General features: G+C 63.0%; 11 protein-coding genes and 3 rRNA genes. 5 read left to right on the top strand and 9 right to left on the bottom strand.

All coding sequences use genetic code 11. From position 1 onward, the window contains the following. Window positions 1-84: 84 nt before the first annotated feature. Entirely contained in the window at window positions 85-342 is a 258-nt protein-coding gene (locus tag QFZ23_RS06780) for a hypothetical protein (RefSeq protein WP_306921533.1), read from the bottom strand. A 689-nt stretch (window positions 343-1,031) separates the two neighbouring features. Here QFZ23_RS06780 and QFZ23_RS06785 point away from each other — a divergent pair. The 5 genes from QFZ23_RS06785 (at window position 1,032) to QFZ23_RS06805 (ending at window position 8,539) form a co-directional block, all read left to right on the top strand. Next, window positions 1,032-2,557, top strand: a 16S ribosomal RNA gene (locus tag QFZ23_RS06785). 515 nt (window positions 2,558-3,072) lie between these two features. Further along, window positions 3,073-6,200 (top strand): 23S ribosomal RNA (locus QFZ23_RS06790). 217 nt (window positions 6,201-6,417) lie between these two features. Beyond that, window positions 6,418-6,534: ribosomal RNA gene (rrf, locus tag QFZ23_RS06795) — 5S ribosomal RNA — on the top strand. The 16S, 23S and 5S rRNA genes sit together here, the layout of an rRNA operon. Before the next feature lie 356 nt (window positions 6,535-6,890). Beyond that, the gene (locus QFZ23_RS06800) at window positions 6,891-7,472 is read left to right on the top strand and encodes a dihydrofolate reductase family protein (protein WP_306921534.1); all 582 of its coding nucleotides are present in this window, start codon (window positions 6,891-6,893) and stop codon (window positions 7,470-7,472) included. A gap of 233 nt (window positions 7,473-7,705) precedes the next feature. Continuing rightward, on the top strand, window positions 7,706-8,539 hold the full coding sequence (locus QFZ23_RS06805; protein WP_306921536.1) for an SDR family NAD(P)-dependent oxidoreductase: 834 nt from the start codon (window positions 7,706-7,708) through the stop codon (window positions 8,537-8,539). A gap of 114 nt (window positions 8,540-8,653) precedes the next feature. Here QFZ23_RS06805 and QFZ23_RS06810 read toward each other — a convergent pair whose 3' ends face one another. From QFZ23_RS06810 to QFZ23_RS06845, 8 genes are all read right to left on the bottom strand, one after another. Next, window positions 8,654-10,801, bottom strand: a complete 2,148-nt coding sequence (locus QFZ23_RS06810; protein WP_306926715.1) for a putative bifunctional diguanylate cyclase/phosphodiesterase — start codon at window positions 10,799-10,801, stop codon at window positions 8,654-8,656. 144 nt (window positions 10,802-10,945) lie between these two features. After that, window positions 10,946-12,328 (bottom strand): UDP-glucose dehydrogenase family protein, encoded by a 1,383-nt coding sequence (locus QFZ23_RS06815; protein WP_306921537.1) that lies wholly within the window; start codon window positions 12,326-12,328, stop codon window positions 10,946-10,948. Further along, the gene (locus tag QFZ23_RS06820) at window positions 12,325-13,494 is read right to left on the bottom strand and encodes a glycosyltransferase family 4 protein (protein WP_306921539.1); all 1,170 of its coding nucleotides are present in this window, start codon (window positions 13,492-13,494) and stop codon (window positions 12,325-12,327) included. The genes QFZ23_RS06815 and QFZ23_RS06820 overlap by 4 nt, the downstream gene beginning before the upstream one ends. 80 nt (window positions 13,495-13,574) lie before the next feature. Next, window positions 13,575-13,820 (bottom strand): hypothetical protein, encoded by a 246-nt coding sequence (locus tag QFZ23_RS06825; RefSeq protein WP_306926717.1) that lies wholly within the window; start codon window positions 13,818-13,820, stop codon window positions 13,575-13,577. A gap of 38 nt (window positions 13,821-13,858) precedes the next feature. Beyond that, window positions 13,859-15,295: a flotillin family protein gene (locus tag QFZ23_RS06830; RefSeq protein ID WP_306921540.1), complete on the bottom strand. Its 1,437-nt coding sequence runs from the start codon at window positions 15,293-15,295 to the stop codon at window positions 13,859-13,861. Window positions 15,296-15,615: 320 nt separating this feature from the next. Next, window positions 15,616-16,257: a DUF3618 domain-containing protein gene (locus QFZ23_RS06835; RefSeq protein WP_306921543.1), complete on the bottom strand. Its 642-nt coding sequence runs from the start codon at window positions 16,255-16,257 to the stop codon at window positions 15,616-15,618. Next, a complete protein-coding gene (locus QFZ23_RS06840) occupies window positions 16,254-16,685 on the bottom strand; it encodes a phage holin family protein (protein ID WP_306921545.1) in 432 nt (143 codons plus the stop codon). Before QFZ23_RS06840 ends, QFZ23_RS06835 begins: the two co-directional genes overlap by 4 nt. Then, entirely contained in the window at window positions 16,682-17,731 is a 1,050-nt protein-coding gene (locus QFZ23_RS06845; RefSeq protein WP_306921547.1) for a hypothetical protein, read from the bottom strand. Before QFZ23_RS06845 ends, QFZ23_RS06840 begins: the two co-directional genes overlap by 4 nt. Window positions 17,732-17,896 lie beyond the last annotated feature (165 nt).

Raw genomic sequence — 17,896 nt, forward strand, 5'->3', positions numbered from 1 at the left:
CGTTGTGACAGCAGTGTGCGTCAAATGCCGGGTCTTGGGTACGCAGAAAGAGCCGACTTGCATCGGCTCTTTCTTCGGTTCGGCCTAGATAAGGCTGGGGGCGCTTGCCAGGATGTAGTCGGCGGCTGCGGGCCCGGTCATGGCCAGCTCGCAGTTCGCGGGATCGATGCCGCGCTGCTTGAGTGCCGCAAACAGCGAGTCCGGGGCGGCTGGCTGCAACGAATGCATCAGGCACCAGCTGGTGTATAGGCCGTAAAGCTCGTCCGGACCGAGCACCGTGTCGGTTTCCCGTTCCGTGGTCAGCGCCTCGGCGACAAATTGTTCAAACTTGGTGGCGTCCATTTGGGCTCCTCTAAGGACATGTACATTGATCCGCCGTTTCTGCTTCAGCGATACACGGATCTCCGCCCATGGGGGCCGTCGATCTACCTGAAACTTATGCGAGACAGACTGTTCTGTCTAGTTGAGCCGGGGACGCGCAAAGTAGCATCTATAACGCCACTTTCGATGAGGGATAACGACGGCTGGCGGGCAGCACCTGCTGTCCGCACAGCATGTCCAGAACGGCTCGCTTCTGTGACTCCCGTCCTCGAGCCGGGGACGATTTGCGCGTGCCTCCGACGCCGTGTAGAGTCTTTCGAGTCGCCGCCGCTGAAGCGGAAAAATAGCGACCGACCCCTTTCAAACGGCCTGAAAAATGGTGCACTAAACGGTGTGCCGCGGACGGGCCGGGGACCTCCCTGCAAGCGAAATTCGCGGAAACGCTGATTTGCAAAGCTTCGCCGGACCGGGTAAGTTTGAAAAGTTGCTCCGGAGCGATCCTGAACGTTGGTTTGGGTGGTGCCGGGTGTGTCTGTTGTTTGAGAACTCAATAGTGTGCCAAGTTTGTTGATACCGATTTTTTATTAAATTGGTTGAATTTGCCGGGCTGCCCACCCCCGTGGTGTGGCCTGGTGTTTTTGGCTGGTTTCAAATTTTGTGCAGCCTTCGTTCCTGTTATTTCCGGGGGTGTTGGTTGTGTCTGTTTTTCTTCAACGGAGAGTTTGATCCTGGCTCAGGATGAACGCTGGCGGCGTGCTTAACACATGCAAGTCGAACGATGATCCGGTGCTTGCATCGGGGATTAGTGGCGAACGGGTGAGTAACACGTGAGTAACCTGCCCTTGACTCTGGGATAAGCCTGGGAAACTGGGTCTAATACCGGATATGACTCCTCATCGCATGGTGGGGGGTGGAAAGCTTTTGTGGTTTTGGATGGACTCGCGGCCTATCAGCTTGTTGGTGAGGTAATGGCTCACCAAGGCGACGACGGGTAGCCGGCCTGAGAGGGTGACCGGCCACACTGGGACTGAGACACGGCCCAGACTCCTACGGGAGGCAGCAGTGGGGAATATTGCACAATGGGCGAAAGCCTGATGCAGCGACGCCGCGTGAGGGATGACGGCCTTCGGGTTGTAAACCTCTTTCAGTAGGGAAGAAGCGAAAGTGACGGTACCTGCAGAAGAAGCGCCGGCTAACTACGTGCCAGCAGCCGCGGTAATACGTAGGGCGCAAGCGTTATCCGGAATTATTGGGCGTAAAGAGCTCGTAGGCGGTTTGTCGCGTCTGCCGTGAAAGTCCGGGGCTCAACTCCGGATCTGCGGTGGGTACGGGCAGACTAGAGTGATGTAGGGGAGACTGGAATTCCTGGTGTAGCGGTGAAATGCGCAGATATCAGGAGGAACACCGATGGCGAAGGCAGGTCTCTGGGCATTAACTGACGCTGAGGAGCGAAAGCATGGGGAGCGAACAGGATTAGATACCCTGGTAGTCCATGCCGTAAACGTTGGGCACTAGGTGTGGGGGACATTCCACGTTTTCCGCGCCGTAGCTAACGCATTAAGTGCCCCGCCTGGGGAGTACGGCCGCAAGGCTAAAACTCAAAGGAATTGACGGGGGCCCGCACAAGCGGCGGAGCATGCGGATTAATTCGATGCAACGCGAAGAACCTTACCAAGGCTTGACATGGACCGGACCGCCGCAGAAATGTGGTTTCTCCTTTTGGGGCCGGTTCACAGGTGGTGCATGGTTGTCGTCAGCTCGTGTCGTGAGATGTTGGGTTAAGTCCCGCAACGAGCGCAACCCTCGTTCCATGTTGCCAGCACGTAGTGGTGGGGACTCATGGGAGACTGCCGGGGTCAACTCGGAGGAAGGTGGGGACGACGTCAAATCATCATGCCCCTTATGTCTTGGGCTTCACGCATGCTACAATGGCCGGTACAAAGGGTTGCGATACTGTGAGGTGGAGCTAATCCCAAAAAGCCGGTCTCAGTTCGGATTGGGGTCTGCAACTCGACCCCATGAAGTCGGAGTCGCTAGTAATCGCAGATCAGCAACGCTGCGGTGAATACGTTCCCGGGCCTTGTACACACCGCCCGTCAAGTCACGAAAGTTGGTAACACCCGAAGCCGGTGGCCTAACCCCTTGTGGGAGGGAGCCGTCGAAGGTGGGACTGGCGATTGGGACTAAGTCGTAACAAGGTAGCCGTACCGGAAGGTGCGGCTGGATCACCTCCTTTCTAAGGAGCACCTACAGTTCCCTTGCCCCGTGTATGCGGGTGTGGGGGGGTTGTCAGGAGTAAAGGCCCGTTGCGCAGGCGATTGTTCTGCGGCGGGTGCTCATGGGTGGAATATCAGCAAATAGCGGCTGCATGGTTTTTGTCCTGGTTCAGTACGGATGGTGTGCCCCTTGTGGGTGGCTGTCCTGGAACGGCGGGGGCGGGGGTTGTGTGGTTTTGTGTTTGGCACACTGTTGGGTCCTGAGGCAACAGGGCCGGGGGAGGGGTGGTTTTGGCTGCCTGTTTTCCGGGACTTGTGTTTCTGGTTTCCTGGCTGCACGGATCGCACGGTTGACCTTTTGGGGTTGTGTGTGGGGTGTGTGGTACGGGGTTGTTGTTTGAGAACTACATAGTGGACGCGAGCATCTTTTATAAGAAGCAATTTCCAAGAATATGAACCTGGATCTGGCCGTGCATCTTTCGGGGTGTGGGGTTGGTTTCCGTGGTTCTCTCGAAAGTGTTTTTTGATCTTTTGTGGTCAAGTTTTTAAGAGCACACGGTGGATGCCTTGGCATTAGGAGCCGAAGAAGGACGTAGGAATCTGCGATAAGCCTGGGGGAGTCGATAACCGGACTGTGATCCCAGGGTGTCCGAATGGGGAAACCCCGCCAGACGCGCGAGTGATCTGGTGACCCGCATCTGAACACATAGGGTGCGTGGAGGGAACGCGGGGAAGTGAAACATCTCAGTACCCGCAGGAAGAGAAAACAACAGTGATTCCGTTAGTAGTGGCGAGCGAACGCGGATCAGGCTAAACCGACCCATGTGTGATAGCCGGCGGGCGTTGCATGGGCGGGGTTGTGGGACTTGTTGTCCTGGTTCTGCCGGACCGGGGAGGTGTGAGTGCTGGTATAGGTGAACGGTCTTGAAAGGCCGGCCGTAGAGGGTGTGAGCCCCGTAACCGTAATGCTGTGCGCCGCCTTTGATGAGTATCCCAAGTAGCACGGGGCCCGAGAAATCCCGTGTGAATCTGTCAGGACCACCTGATAAGCCTAAATACTCCCTAATGACCGATAGCGGACCAGTACCGTGAGGGAAAGGTGAAAAGTACCCCGGGAGGGGAGTGAAACAGTACCTGAAACCGTGTGCTTACAATCCGTCGGAGCAGCCTTGTAGCTGTGACGGCGTGCCTTTTGAAGAATGAGCCTGCGAGTTAGTGTTACGTCGCGAGGTTAACCCGTGTGGGGAAGCCGTAGCGAAAGCGAGTCTGAACAGGGCGTTGCAGTGGCGTGATCTAGACCCGAAGCGAAGTGATCTACCCATGGCCAGGTTGAAGCGACGGTAAGACGTCGTGGAGGACCGAACCCACTTCAGTTGAAAATGGAGGGGATGAGCTGTGGGTAGGGGTGAAAGGCCAATCAAACTTCGTGATAGCTGGTTCTCCCCGAAATGCATTTAGGTGCAGCGTTGCGTGTTTCTTACCGGAGGTAGAGCTACTGGATGGCTAATGGGCCCTACAAGGTTACTGACGTCAGCCAAACTCCGAATGCCGGTAAGTGAGAGCGCAGCAGTGAGACTGTGGGGGATAAGCTTCATAGTCGAGAGGGAAACAGCCCAGACCACCAACTAAGGCCCCTAAGCGTGTGCTAAGTGGGAAAGGATGTGGAGTTGCGAAGACAACCAGGAGGTTGGCTTAGAAGCAGCCATCCTTAAAAGAGTGCGTAATAGCTCACTGGTCAAGTGATTCCGCGCCGACAATGTAGCGGGGCTCAAGTACACCGCCGAAGTTGTGGCATTCACATATTTTCCAAGCCTTTGTGGTTCAGGAGTGTGGATGGGTAGGGGAGCGTCGTGTGGGCGGTGAAGTCGCGGTGTAAACCAGCGGTGGAGCCTACACGAGTGAGAATGCAGGCATGAGTAGCGAAAGACGGGTGAGAAACCCGTCCGCCGGATGATCAAGGGTTCCAGGGTCAAGCTAATCTGCCCTGGGTAAGTCGGGACCTAAGGCGAGGCCGACAGGCGTAGTCGATGGACAACGGGTTGATATTCCCGTACCGGCGAAAAACCGCCCATGTTGAACAGGGGATACTAACCGCCCGAGACCTGACCAATCACCCTTGTGGTGTGCGGTTTTTGGTGGAGCGCGGGACCTGATCCTGGGAGGCAAGCGTATTAACAGGTGTGACGCAGGAAGGTAGCCGAGCCGGGCGATGGTTGTCCCGGTCCAAGGATGTAGGGCGAACGGTAGGCAAATCCGCTGTTCATGTGCCTGAGATCTGACGGGACTCCCGTAAAGGGGGGATTCGGTGATCCTATGCTGCCTAGAAAAGCATCGGCGCGAGGTTTTAGCCGCCCGTACCCCAAACCGACACAGGTGATCAGGTAGAGAATACTAAGGCGATCGAGAGAATTATGGTTAAGGAACTCGGCAAAATGCCCCCGTAACTTCGGGAGAAGGGGGGCCCCAACCTTGAACGGTACTAGCGACCGGGAGGGGATCGGGGCCGCAGAGACCAGGGGGAAGCGACTGTTTACTAAAAACACAGGTCCGTGCGAAGTCGCAAGACGATGTATACGGACTGACTCCTGCCCGGTGCTGGAAGGTTAAGAGGACCGGTTAGTCCGCAAGGGCGAAGCTGAGAATTTAAGCCCCAGTAAACGGCGGTGGTAACTATAACCATCCTAAGGTAGCGAAATTCCTTGTCGGGTAAGTTCCGACCTGCACGAATGGAGTAACGACTTCCCCGCTGTCTCAACCATAAACTCGGCGAAATTGCAGTACGAGTAAAGATGCTCGTTACGCGCAGCAGGACGGAAAGACCCCGAGACCTTTACTATAGTTTGGTATTGGTGTTCGGAGTGGCTTGTGTAGGATAGGTGGGAGACGTTGAAGCCCGGACGCCAGTTCGGGTGGAGTCATCGTTGAAATACCACTCTGGTCACTTTGGACATCTAACTTCGGCCCGTAATCCGGGTCAGGGACAGTGCCTGATGGGTAGTTTAACTGGGGCGGTTGCCTCCTAAAAAGTAACGGAGGCGCCCAAAGGTTCCCTCAGCCTGGTTGGCAATCAGGTGTCGAGTGTAAGTGCACAAGGGAGCTTGACTGTGAGAGAGACATCTCGAGCAGGGACGAAAGTCGGGACTAGTGATCCGGCGGTACATTGTGGAATGGCCGTCGCTCAACGGATAAAAGGTACCTCGGGGATAACAGGCTGATCTTGCCCAAGAGTCCATATCGACGGCATGGTTTGGCACCTCGATGTCGGCTCGTCGCATCCTGGGGCTGGAGTAGGTCCCAAGGGTTGGGCTGTTCGCCCATTAAAGCGGTACGCGAGCTGGGTTTAGAACGTCGTGAGACAGTTCGGTCCCTATCCGCTGCGCGCGCAGGAAATTTGAGAAGGGCTGTCCTTAGTACGAGAGGACCGGGACGGACGAACCTCTGGTGTGTCAGTTGTACTGCCAAGTGCACCGCTGATTAGCTACGTTCGGATGGGATAACCGCTGAAAGCATCTAAGCGGGAAGCTCGCTTCGAGATGAGATTTCCATACACCTTGTGTGTGAGAGGCCCCCAGCCAGACCACTGGGTTGATAGGCCGGATGTGGAAGCGAGGACTAACGACTCGTGAAGCTGACCGGTACTAATAGGCCGATAACTTACACCACACACCATCCCGCAAACGGATTCAAAAGCGTTTGCAACCAGGGATGGTAAAAAGATAACAAGACTGCTTGCGTCCACTATGTGGTTCCCAACCAACAAACCCGTTGCTTGAGAACCGATAAAATTGAATAACAACACCACACCTGCCTCACCAGGCAGGAAGGTTGTAACCACAAAGATTTCCCCGTCACGGCCCGGCCGCGGCGGAGGAGCAAGGGTTACGGCGGTCATAGCGTGGGGGAAACGCCCGGTCCCATTCCGAACCCGGAAGCTAAGACCCACAGCGCCGATGGTACTGCACCCGGGAGGGTGTGGGAGAGTAGGTCACCGCCGGACAACCATTAGAAAAACGGTCGAGAGCCCCAACCAGCCATGGTCGGGGCTCTCCCGCATTTAAGCCACCATTCACCCACGCCCCGGGCCCCGATGCATCCATCTGGGCCTGAGGCGTTTAGAGTCGCCGCCCGGCCAGGGGCGCGCGGAACTGAAGAGGCCGGCGAGGGCAGGCAAAGCCCGCCCAGAGGTAGCGTCAGGCACGTCGAGATCTTCCGGATGGGCAGTGTGAGAACTTCCATCTTCGGGAGACCTCGACCCCTACCCGCCCACGGACGCGCCGACCACCGCCGCCGACGATCACACGCCCGCAACTCACGACTCGCTAAGATGGGGCAAACCAAAGCAAGGAGAGCCCCGTGGGCAAGGTGGTCATGTACAGCTCGGTGTCAGTGGACGGCTTCGTCGCGGACGAGAACGACCAGCCCGGACCGCTGTTCGACTGGTTGTCCAGCGGTGACGTCCCGTTGGACGAGAGCGGCGAGGTGAAGGTGTCGCAGACGTCCTACGATTACACCCGGCCGTACTGGGACCAGATCGGGGCGACAATCGTCGGCCGCCACGTCTTCGACATGACGGACGGCTGGGACGGGAAGCCTCCGGCCGGGGTCGACCACGTGGTCGTCGTGACGCACCGGCCGAAGCCCGAGGGCTGGGACCCCGAGGCGCCGTTTCACTTCGTCGACGGCGTCGAGGCAGCCGTGGCCAAGGCGCAGGAGCTCGCGGGCGACCGCATCGTCGAGGTCGCCGCTGGCGACGTCGGTGGCCAGGTGCTTGCCGCGGGCCTGATCGACGAGGTGCGCATGGACGTCGTACCCGTCGTGTTCGGGTCCGGCAAGCGCTACTTCGGGTCGGTCCACGCACAGCACCTGTTGGACGATCCCGACGTGGTGATTCAGGGCAACCGGGTGCTTCACCTGCGCTATCGGGTGCGCCGTTGACCGGTCTGAGCGGGTACGAAGAAGTCCACTGCGAACGGTGACACAAGATCGGGCCTCCGGCTGCGTTTGCGCATCGCTGCCCCGGGACCGACGCGCCAGCCCACATCCAGCCAGCGATTACACCCTCAACTGTGAAGAGCCATGGGGCCGGCCGGGAACATTGCCCGGCCGGGCGCCGTTGTCTGTGGGGACCCGTCTCCGGTTCAGCGCTCGACCACAGCAAAGGACACCTCATGCCCCAGCGCACCATTGTCATTACCGGCGCAAGCGACGGCATCGGGGCAGCAGCCGCGCGGAACCTGGCGTGGGCAGGGGAGCGGATCGTCGTCGTCGGGCGTTCCCCAGAGAAGACCGCAGCGGTCGGTGCGGAACTCGGCGTCGACTTTTTTGTCTGCGACTTCGCGGAGCTGAGGCAAGTGCGTGAGCTTGCCGCGGCGTTGCGCGAAAGATACCCGCGGATCGACGTCCTGGTGAACAATGCCGGCGGGATCATGCGCGGCCACGAGCTGACCCTGGACGGCCACGAGAGGACGTTCCAGGTCAACCATTTGGCACCGTTCCTGCTCACAACCGAGCTGATGGACATACTCACCGCAAGCCATGCAAGCATCATCAACACATCCAGTGCTGCCAACGGATTCGGACGGCTGGATCTGACAGATCTCAACTCGAGGCGGCGCTACTCAACAAACCGCGCCTACGGCACCGCGAAGCTGGCGAACATCCTATTCACCGCGGAACTGCAGAACCGCTATGGGAAGGACGGCATTGCGGCGGCGGCTTTCCACCCCGGCGTCGTGGCCACCAACTTTGCGGCGGAGTCCACCAGCTGGTTCCGGCATGCTTACAAGACCGTGTTGAACCGGTTCCTGCTCTCGGCCGAGCAGGGCGCCGATACTCTCGTATGGCTCGCCACATCCACGCCCGGAAGGGACTGGATGCCGGGGGCCTTCTACGTCAAGCGTGCGTTGGCGAAGGCCAACAAGCAGGCTTACGACGCCGAGCTGGCGCGTAAGTTCTGGGACCGCAGCCTGGAGCTGGTCGTCGCTGACTTGGCAAAACCTTGAGGGTCTGCCAAGCAGGCCCCTCAATGAGGCCATTGCGGGAGGGTTTGGGATTAAGCGGCGGAAGCCGCGGGAGGGTTTGGGTTGAGGCGACGAAACCTGAGGAAGCGTTTGGAATCAGCGGCGCAGGCGAAGACCGTCGAGGGCTTCGAGGGCTACGGCTGAGCGGCTGATGGCCTGCTTGAGCCCGGCCTCGGATTCGGGAACCGAGAACAGGTAGCCCTGCAGCGCGTCGCACTGCAGGTCCGTCAGGTAGGCGGCCTGTTCGGCAGTTTCGATACCCTCCGCGGTGACACTGAGACCCAGGCTGTGGGCCATGTTGATCATGGAGCTGAGGATCGGCAGCTTCTCCGCCCCCGTGCGGACCATGGAGACGAAGGACTGGTCGATCTTCACCGCATCCACCGGCAGATCCTGAAGGCGGCCCAGCGAGGAGTAACCGGTGCCGAAATCATCGAGCGCAACCCGTACGCCGGCGCTGCGCAGGCTCGCCAGCTGGCTGATCAGGTTGTCGTCGGCGTCGAAAAACACGCTCTCCGTCACCTCCAGCACCAGCTGCCGGGGATCCATCCCGTGGGACTCGGACATGCCCAGCACGCTACTGGCGAAATCGGAATCCCCCAGCTGCACACCGGACACATTCACGGCGAGTGAGCGGCCAGTGCCGCCCGAAAGCCAGGGCCCCAGCTGAATGAAACTTTCCCGCATCATCTGCAAACCGATCGCCGAGATCAGCCCACTGCGCTCCGCCGTCGGAATGAACTGCGACGGCGGGACGTTCCTGCCGTCGCGCTCCCACCTGGCCAGTGCCTCGAACTGGATCACCTCGCCCAGCCGCGGCGACACAACCGGCTGGTAGCTCACGCTGATCTGGTCATTGTCGACGGCGAGCCGCAGTCCGGCTTCCATGTCCGTCCGCTGCACCAGGGCCGTCATCATCTCCGGCTTGAACCGCATATACCGGTTCTTGCCGGCGGCCTTGGCCGCATACATCGCCACATCCGCTCGCCGCAGCAGCTCCGACGCAGCCACCGCGTCCTCGCTCAGTGAAGCGATCCCCAGGCTCAGGCTGGGCCGCAGCATGGACCCCTCGATCCGCACGGGGACGTTGAGCGACTGCACGATCCGCTCCGCGACGGACTCGGCATCCGTGGCTCCGGTCAGGAGCACGACGAACTCGTCACCGCCCAGCCGGGCCACCGTGTCGTCGGGCCGGACGCATGCCCGCAGCCGCCGGGCCACCTCCACCAGCATCTGGTCCCCGGCGGCGTGGCCAAGGATGTCGTTGACCTCCTTGAAGTCGTCAAGGTCCAGGAGGAGGACGTCGACGGCGGCACTGGAGCTGCCGTGCAGCGCTTCCGACAGCTGGTCATGGAACAGCTTGCGGTTCGCCAGCCCCGTGAGCGGATCCTGGAACGCCATGGCCTTGAGCTGCGCGGCCTGCTCGGCGAGATCCGCCATGGCCTGCCGGGCCTGTTCCTGGGCTTTGCGCCGCGGCGTCACGTCGCGGAAGCTCCAGACCCTGCCCACCACGACGTTTCCCACCCGCTGCGGCCGTGAGTACCGTTCAAAGGTGCGGCCGTCGAGGAACTCCAGGGTGTCGTGGCTTTCCGCGGCGGGGTGCGCGTACAGCTCGTTGACCTTGTCCACGAAGCTCTCCGGGTGCGAGAGGAGCCCAAGCACGTGTTCCATCACTGCTGCGTCATCGCCCGTGGCCATCAGTTCGCGTGGGATACCCCACATCTTGGTGAACTGTTCGTTGATGCCTGCGATCTTGCCGTCGATGCCCACCACCAGGATCCCGTCGGCCGTGGACTCCAGGGTAGCGCTGAGCAGCGACATCGCTTCCCGCAGCTCGGCGTCGGCCTCCTGCCGGTGAAAGGTGGGCCGGACCGACGCGACCAGGCTTGGGCCGCCGTCGGACTCCAGCAGCGAGCAGGCCACTTCGCCGTGGAACTCCGTGCCATCACTGCGCAGACCGTAGGACTCGAAAGGGGTCTGCGCGGCGGCGCTGTCTCCGGACTCGCTGCGCAGGCTGGCGAAGAGCCGGCCGAAACCGCTGCGGTAGCCTTCGGCGAGGAGCATACGGTGGTCCCGGCCCACGAGCTGAAGCCTGCCGTAGCCGAAGAGCCGCTCGGCGGCGGCATTGGCCTGGGCGATGACGCCGCCGCCGTCCACCACCAGTACCGCGTCCGGCAGCGCGTCGAACAGGGCAGCGGTACTGGCGGCCGGATCCCCCTCAGGGCGTGGGGAAGCCGCCGTCATGCCACCGTTGCGTGAGACCGCGAGAAACTCACTGAGCGTCCACCCCCTCACCTCGATCATAGAGGCTGGCTAGGCCCCGCCGGCACCCTAACCTCGCAAGCCCGGCCAGGGAACCCGGCGTGGGCCCAGGCGCGGGGGCGCGGCTTAGCCGGCGGAGACGTGCTCAGCCTGCTGGGTGGCTTGGGTGCCGAGGCCGCGCACCGTCCAGCCTTCCGCCTGCCACGCCGCAGTGTCCAGCACATTCCGGGCGTCCAGCACCGTCCGGCGTCGAACCAGCTGCCCGACGGCGGCCGGAGACAGTTCGCGGTACTCGGCCCATTCGGTCAGCAGCAGCACCAGCTCGGCACCCTCAAGCGCCCGCGTGGCAGAGGCCTCGAACCGCAGCTGCGGGTAGCGCATCCACGAGTTGTTGATGGCCTTCGGGTCCGTCACCGTGACGTGCGCACCCGCCGAGGCGAGCCGGAGCGCGACGTCCAGGGCGGGAGAGTCGCGGATGTCGTCCGTGTCCGGCTTGAACGCCGCACCCAGCACGGTCACCGTCCGGCCGGCGATCGAGCCGCCGCAGAGCTCCTTGGCAACCTCCGCGGTCCGGGCACGCTGGCCGAGGTTGATGGAGTCCACCACGCCCATCCAGTCGTCCACGGACCGGACCTCCAGCGCCTGCGCCTGGGCCCGGAAACTGCGGATGTCCTTGGGCAGGCAGCCGCCGCCGAACCCCAGCCCGGCGTGCAGGTACCGGTTGCCGATGCGCGGATCCATGCCCATCGCCTCGCTCAGTTCGGTGACGTCGGCACCGGCGGCGTCGCACAGTTCCGACATCGCATTGATGAAGCTGACTTTCGTCGCCAGGTAGGCGTTCGACGCCGATTTGATCAGTTCCGCCGTCGCGAAATTGCACACGAGCCGGGGAATGCCGGCGCGCAGCAGCGGTTCATACACCGCGTCCAGCACGGCGGTCACGCCGCGCGCCGGTCTCTGCGTGCCGTCGCTGCGGCGCCCGAACGCGCCCTCCCTGCCGCCGCGCACCCCGTACACCAGCCGGTCCGGCACCAGCGTGTCCTTCACCGCCGTGCCCTGCCGCAGGAACTCCGGATTCCAGCCCAGCAGCACATCAGGCCGTGCCGCGAGCATGCGCCCCAGCTTGTCAACGGTGCCCACGGGCACGGTTGATTTACCGACGACGGCGGCGCCCCGGCCCAGGTGCGGAAGGAGACTCTTGGTGGCGGAGACCAGATAGCTGAGGTCGGCGCCGTCGGACGTCTTGGCCTGCGGCGTGCCCACGCAGAGGAAGTGAATCTGCGCCCCGGCGGCGTCGGCGAAGGCAGTGGAAAAGCGCAGGCGGCCGGTGGCGCGCCCGTCGCGCAGGAGTTCGTCCAGTCCCGGTTCGTAGAAGGGGGCGCGCCCGCTGGCCAGCTGCTCAACCCGTGCGGGGTCGACGTCAATCCCCACCACGGTGTGGCCCATCGACGCGAGCGTGGCCGCATGCACTGCGCCGAGGTAGCCGCAGCCGATCACGGAAATTTTCACAGGGTGGCTCCTTGGGTACGGGGGGTCTTGTTTTCGGCACGCTCAACGAGCGATGTGCCGGCAATAACGTCCTTGTAGTGGCGCACCAGCTCTGCGCAGAGGGCGGGCCACGTCCGGCCCTGTACCGAGGCGTAAGCCGCCGCCGCGAACGCACGGCGTTTGGCGTCGTCGCCCATCAGGTCCATCACATGCCGGCGCAGGCCGGCCAAGTCACCGGGCTCATAGAGCCAGCCGGTGCGCGAATTCTCCACCAGGTCCAAGGGCCCGCCGCGGCCGGTGGCCACCACCGGCACGCCGGATGCCATGGCTTCCTGGATCGTCTGGCAGAAGGTCTCAAACTCACCGGGGTGCACGAAGAGATCGAACGACGCCACGGCCCGGGCCAGCTCCTCACCGCCGAGGAAGCCGGTGAACACCGCGTTGGGAAGGGCCTCCTCCAGCGCCGCCCGCTGCGGACCGTCGCCCACAATCACCATGCGGGTGCCGGGAACGTCTGCCAGCACGGCAAGGTCCTCCACCTGCTTCTCCACGGCCAGCCGGCCGACATAGCCGATGATCCGCTCACCGCCCGGCGCCACGGAAGCGCGCCACCCGTCGTCGCGCTTTCCCGGCGCAAAACGCGCGGTATCCACACCGCGCCGCCACATGCCCACCCGCCGAATCCCGCGGCCGCGCAACTGGTTCAGCGCGAAAGTGGACGGCACCAGCGTCCGGGACGCCAGGAGATGAATGTTGTCCACCCGGTTCCAGGCCCAGTTCTCCAGGAACGGCACCCCGTACCGGGCGGCGTAGCCGGGAACCTCGGTCTGGTAGATGGCCACCGTGGGGATCCCCAGCTGATGCGCGGCCTGCGCCGCCCGCCAGCCGAGCACGAACGGCGACGCCAGGTGGACCACGTCCGGTGCGTACTCGGCAAGGATTCTCTTGACCCGGTACACACCCCCCAGCGCCACCCGCACGTTCGTGTAGCCCGCCAGCGGAACGGAGGGCAGCCGGTGCACAATCGCGCCGTGCACAACGTCCAGAACATCAGCGTCCGACGTCGACGGCGCAATCACCAGTACCTCATCGCCCCGGTCCTGCAGATGCTCAAGCACTCGCAGGATGGAGTGCGTGACTCCGTTCATCAGCGGCAGGAATGATTCGGCAACGATAGCGATCCTCACCCCTCAACGGTGTTCCCGCCGTCTAACCGTGCGGGGGAGCGGGCGTGACCGGGAAGGGAAAGTTGGGTTAACAGGCGGGGCTAGCGTTCCTCGTGGCGGAGAACATCCGGCAGCTCGTCCACGAAGACGGTCTGCGGCGGGTCGAGGTAGATGACCAGCACCTCGTCACCCACCGGAAAGACACTGACCTTGTCGAACGGGTAGGCGTGGAATGCGCTGACGCCGCCACGGTACGGGAGCATGACTTCCCCGACGGTGCCGGGGCCGATCCGCCCGGTTACCCGGCCGATCTTCCCGGTCAGACTCCGGTCAACGTTTCTGTGCACCATGTTCCTTGGCTTCCCCGGATTCCCTGGTACTGTGCCTAGGCGCCGGGCTGCTTCGGCGGCTGCTTGGCGTGGCTCTGCCCATTCTTCAGGGCAGTCGACAGCCGCGGCAGGAACGAGCCGGCCTGGGTGATGATCCCGCCGACCATGCTGTTGAGGCCGTCAGCGCCGTTCAGGACGGTGAGCTGGTCCGCGTGTCCGAACGGCTCGGCCGCCGCCGCCACGATGGCCGGCATGTTCTCCGCCAGCTGCTGGGCGATGACAGCGTCCTGGTTGCTCTCCAGCGCTTCGCCGCGGGCCTTGATGCCGTCCGCCTCGGCCAGGGCTTTGGCCTTGATGGCGGAGGCCGCAGCATCGCCACGTGCCTTCGTGGCTGCCGCTTCGGCCTCACCGGTCACCCGGGTGGCCCCTGCAGTTGCCGCGGCCGCGCTCGCATTGGCCTGGGCCTCGACTTCAACCCTGCGGGCATTGGCCTGGGCTTCGAGTTCCGTCCGCTTGGCCCGCGCTTCGGCGGCACTGATGTCCGCTGCCTTCTGTGCCTCCGCCTCGGTCCGCTGCGCGTAGGCCTTGGCGTCGGCGGGCTTGCGGATGGTGGTCTGCAGCTTCTGTTCCTCGCGGTCCGCCTCGAGCTTGGCCACTTCGGTTTCCTGGACCACCACCTGCTGGCGGGCTGTGGCGTCGGCCAACGGGCCTGCCTGCGCCGCATTGGCCTTGGCCCGTTCGGCGTTTGCCTGCGCCACCGACTGCTTTATTGCCGAGGCGCTCTGGGCATCCGCAATTTGAGCCGCGGCCTCGGCTTCCCGTTCCGCGGCCTCGCGGTTCCGGGTGGCCTCGGCGATGCGGGCTTCCGCTTTGACCTGGGCGATGTGCGGCTTGGCGATGTTCTGGATGTAGCCTGTGGGGTCCTGGAGGTCCTTAATCTGCAGGGAATCCACCACGAGGCCCAGTTTTTCCATTTCCACGCCGCTCGCGCCGCGGACCTGGGACGCCAACTTATCGCGCTCGCGGATGATTTCCTCCATGGTCATGCTGCCGATAATGGAGCGAAGGTGTCCCTCGAAGACGTTATATACCTGGCTTTCCATTTTCGGCTGCTGGCCAAGAAACCTTCGTGCCGCGTTGGCGATAAACGCGGGGGCATCCCCGATTTTGTAAATGACGACGCCTTCGACCACCACCTGGATGCCTTGGGACGTGACGCACGAGACCTTCAGCTCTGTCTCGTTCAGCGTGAGGGACAACGTCCGGACGGTCTGCAGGCCCGGAACCACCAGTGCGCCCCTGCCCGTGACGATCTTGAAGTCCATACCGTCGGTGTTTTCCAGGGTGCCGCGCGTCAATCCGGAAATAATGAGGGCCTCGTTTGGCTCGGCCACCTTCCACATCAGTTTGACGGCCAGCCAAATGACCAGAACGCCCAGAAGCACCGAGACAACAGTGACAATCAGGGGCAGGATGGCTGCCAGGTTCTCCATGGCGGTGTCCTCTCAGTGCAATTAGAAGGCCCAAATGCGAGGCCCGGCCTTTTTCCGGTCGGGAAACCTGCCGGATAAGCACGGGATTTGCGGAACCGGTAAACCATGAAATGCGGGATGACCAGCTGTAATAGACAGTGTGGTGGTGCGCCGGGGCATAGTCCAGCAATTCCGCCGCTTTCGGAGAGCGGGCTCTCAAGGTCATCCGAGTCGGGTCCGGGCTCTGGCCGGTTGTTGCCGCACCTGGCCACACACAAACGGCCGGCCCGCGCTAAGCGGGCCGGCCGTCGTCGTACTTTGACTGGTAGGTGTTTTGACCGCTACGTGTTTTGGACGTGGTCCTTGGCGTCCGTGGCGGTTGCTTTGACGTCGGAGGCGGCGGTTTGGCCTTCGTCCTTGACGTGCTGGGCGGCGTCGGTGGCGGTGGCCTTGACGTTTTCCATGGCGTCCTGGGCGGGTTCCTTCCAGCCCTGGGCCATGTCCTTGGCTGCTTCGGTGAGCTGGCTGGTCATGGGTTCGGCGGCGGTTTTCAGCGCGTCGGCGGCTTCGCGTTCCTTCTGGCTGGCCGGGATCAGGGAGGAGGCGAGCAGCCCGGCGCCGAACGCGATCAGCCCGGCGGCGAGGGGGTTGCCCTGGGTTTTGGCGGCGACCTGGTGGGGTGCGTCGGCGATCGCGTCGCCGGCGGTGCTGATGGCGTTGCCGGCGGCGTCGGTGGCCTGGTGGAGGCCGCCGGTGGTGCTGTGCGCGGCGTGGTGGAGGCTGCCGGAGGTGCTGTGGGTGGCGTGGTCTGCGGTGCCCATGACTTTGTCCTTTACTCCGAAGACGGCGTCTTTGACCTTGCTGGTCTGGCGGTGGACGATGTTGGACGGGGTGACTTTGTCGGCCACGGCGTCCACGTTGGTGCCCAGGCGTTCGCGGGTGGCTTCGATGTCGGCGCGGATGGCGTCCGGGTTCTCACTCATCGGTGGTCTCCATTGGGTTTGAGGGTGGGCGGGATTTCCTGGACGGTTTCGACGGTCTGGGGCATGCCCTTGATGGTTTTGAGTTCCTTGCGTCCCACACTGGCCAGGATCGCGGCGATGATGGCCCAGATCACGGCGACGATGACGGCGGACCAGCCCAGTCCCGTCAGCTCGCCCAGGGCGTACCAGAGGGCGATGGAGAGGAACAGGAGGACGAAGTGCCCGGCGATGCCGGCGCCGGCGAGCATGCCGCCGCCTTTGCCGGCGCGGGTGCCGGACTGTTTCAGTTCGGCTTTGGCGAGTTCGATTTCCTGCCGGATCAGGGTGGACAGGTCCCGGGTGACCTCGCCCAGGAGGTCACCGAGGGAGGTGGTGTCGGCCTTGGCGTGCGCGGCCGTTGGCGGGGTATCGGGGATCTGGCTGCTCACAGGGGACGACCTCCACCTTCGGTATCATCAGTGTCCCGCCGCCTCGGCTCGCCATAACCCGGCTCACCGATGGCTGGCTCGCCGACGCCCGGTTCGCCGTATGCCGGTTCACCGTAGGCCGGCTGGCCCGTAGCGGGCTCACCGTAGGCCGGCTGGCCGGTGGCGGGTTCGCCGTAGGCCGGCTGGCCGGTGGCGGGTTCGCCGTAGGCAGGCTGGCCGGTGGCGGGTCCGCCGTAGGCGGGCTGATCAGTGGCCTGCTCCCCGTAGGTTGTCTCGCCGTAGGCCGGCTGGGTGTAGGCGGGTTCTCCAAGTTCGGCTTGGTCATAGAGCGGCGCGCCGACTCCGGCGTCCAGGCTGCTTTCCGTGACCGGCGGCTGCACGGGGTAGGGCGGAACGGTGCCGGTGGCGTATCCGACCCCGGACGAGGTCCGGGTTTCAGGGGCGCCGGCCTGCAGGCTGCGGCCGAGGCGTCCGGCGAGAAGTCCTGCGCCTGCCGCGAGGAGCAGGAAGGTCCCGGGACGTTGGCGGGCGAAGGACTTGACTTCGTTCAGCAGTGAGCCCGGGTCCCGGTTATCCAGCCAGGACGCGACGGATTCGGAGCGGTCGGCGGCCTGCCGGATCAGGTCCGAGGCCACGCCCTGCTGGTCCGGTGCGTCGGCCATGGTGCGCAGCTGCGAGGAGATGGTGCGGATGCCTTCGGCGGCCTTGGTCTGCTGGGTGCCGGCCTGGCTGGTCAGGTCCGACTTCGCCTGGTGCAGCAGATCCCGGGCGCTGTTCTTGGCTTCATATGCGACGTTCTTTGCCTCGGACTTGGCCGTCTCGGCCACGTTCTGGGCGGCACCTTTAGCCTCGTCGGCGACGTTCGCGGCCTCTTCTTTTGCCACGTCCTTCTTCGAGGACGCATCGTCCTGGTAGCCGGGAGTGCCGTAGCCGGTGGTTCCCGCTCCAGTTGCGCCGTAGCCGGTGGTTCCGGCGCCGTAACCCGAATTCTGTGGGACCGCGGGAGTGGTGAGGTCTTCATCCTGCGGCCATTGGTTCTCAGTCATCTTCGCGCTCTCTTTCCGAAAGGGGCAGCTGCTGTACAGGAACCAGCGTTGCTGGCATGCAATGGTAAGCATGTTTACTAATAAATAGTAAGCACCCTTGCCATTTTTTCCCACCCCCACTTCTTCCGTCCAGGCGTAAAGCGGCGGCGGGCGTGGCTGTTGGGG

It is taken from the genome of Arthrobacter globiformis, from assembly GCF_030818015.1.
GTDB classification, from domain to species: Bacteria; Actinomycetota; Actinomycetes; order Actinomycetales; family Micrococcaceae; genus Arthrobacter; species Arthrobacter globiformis_C.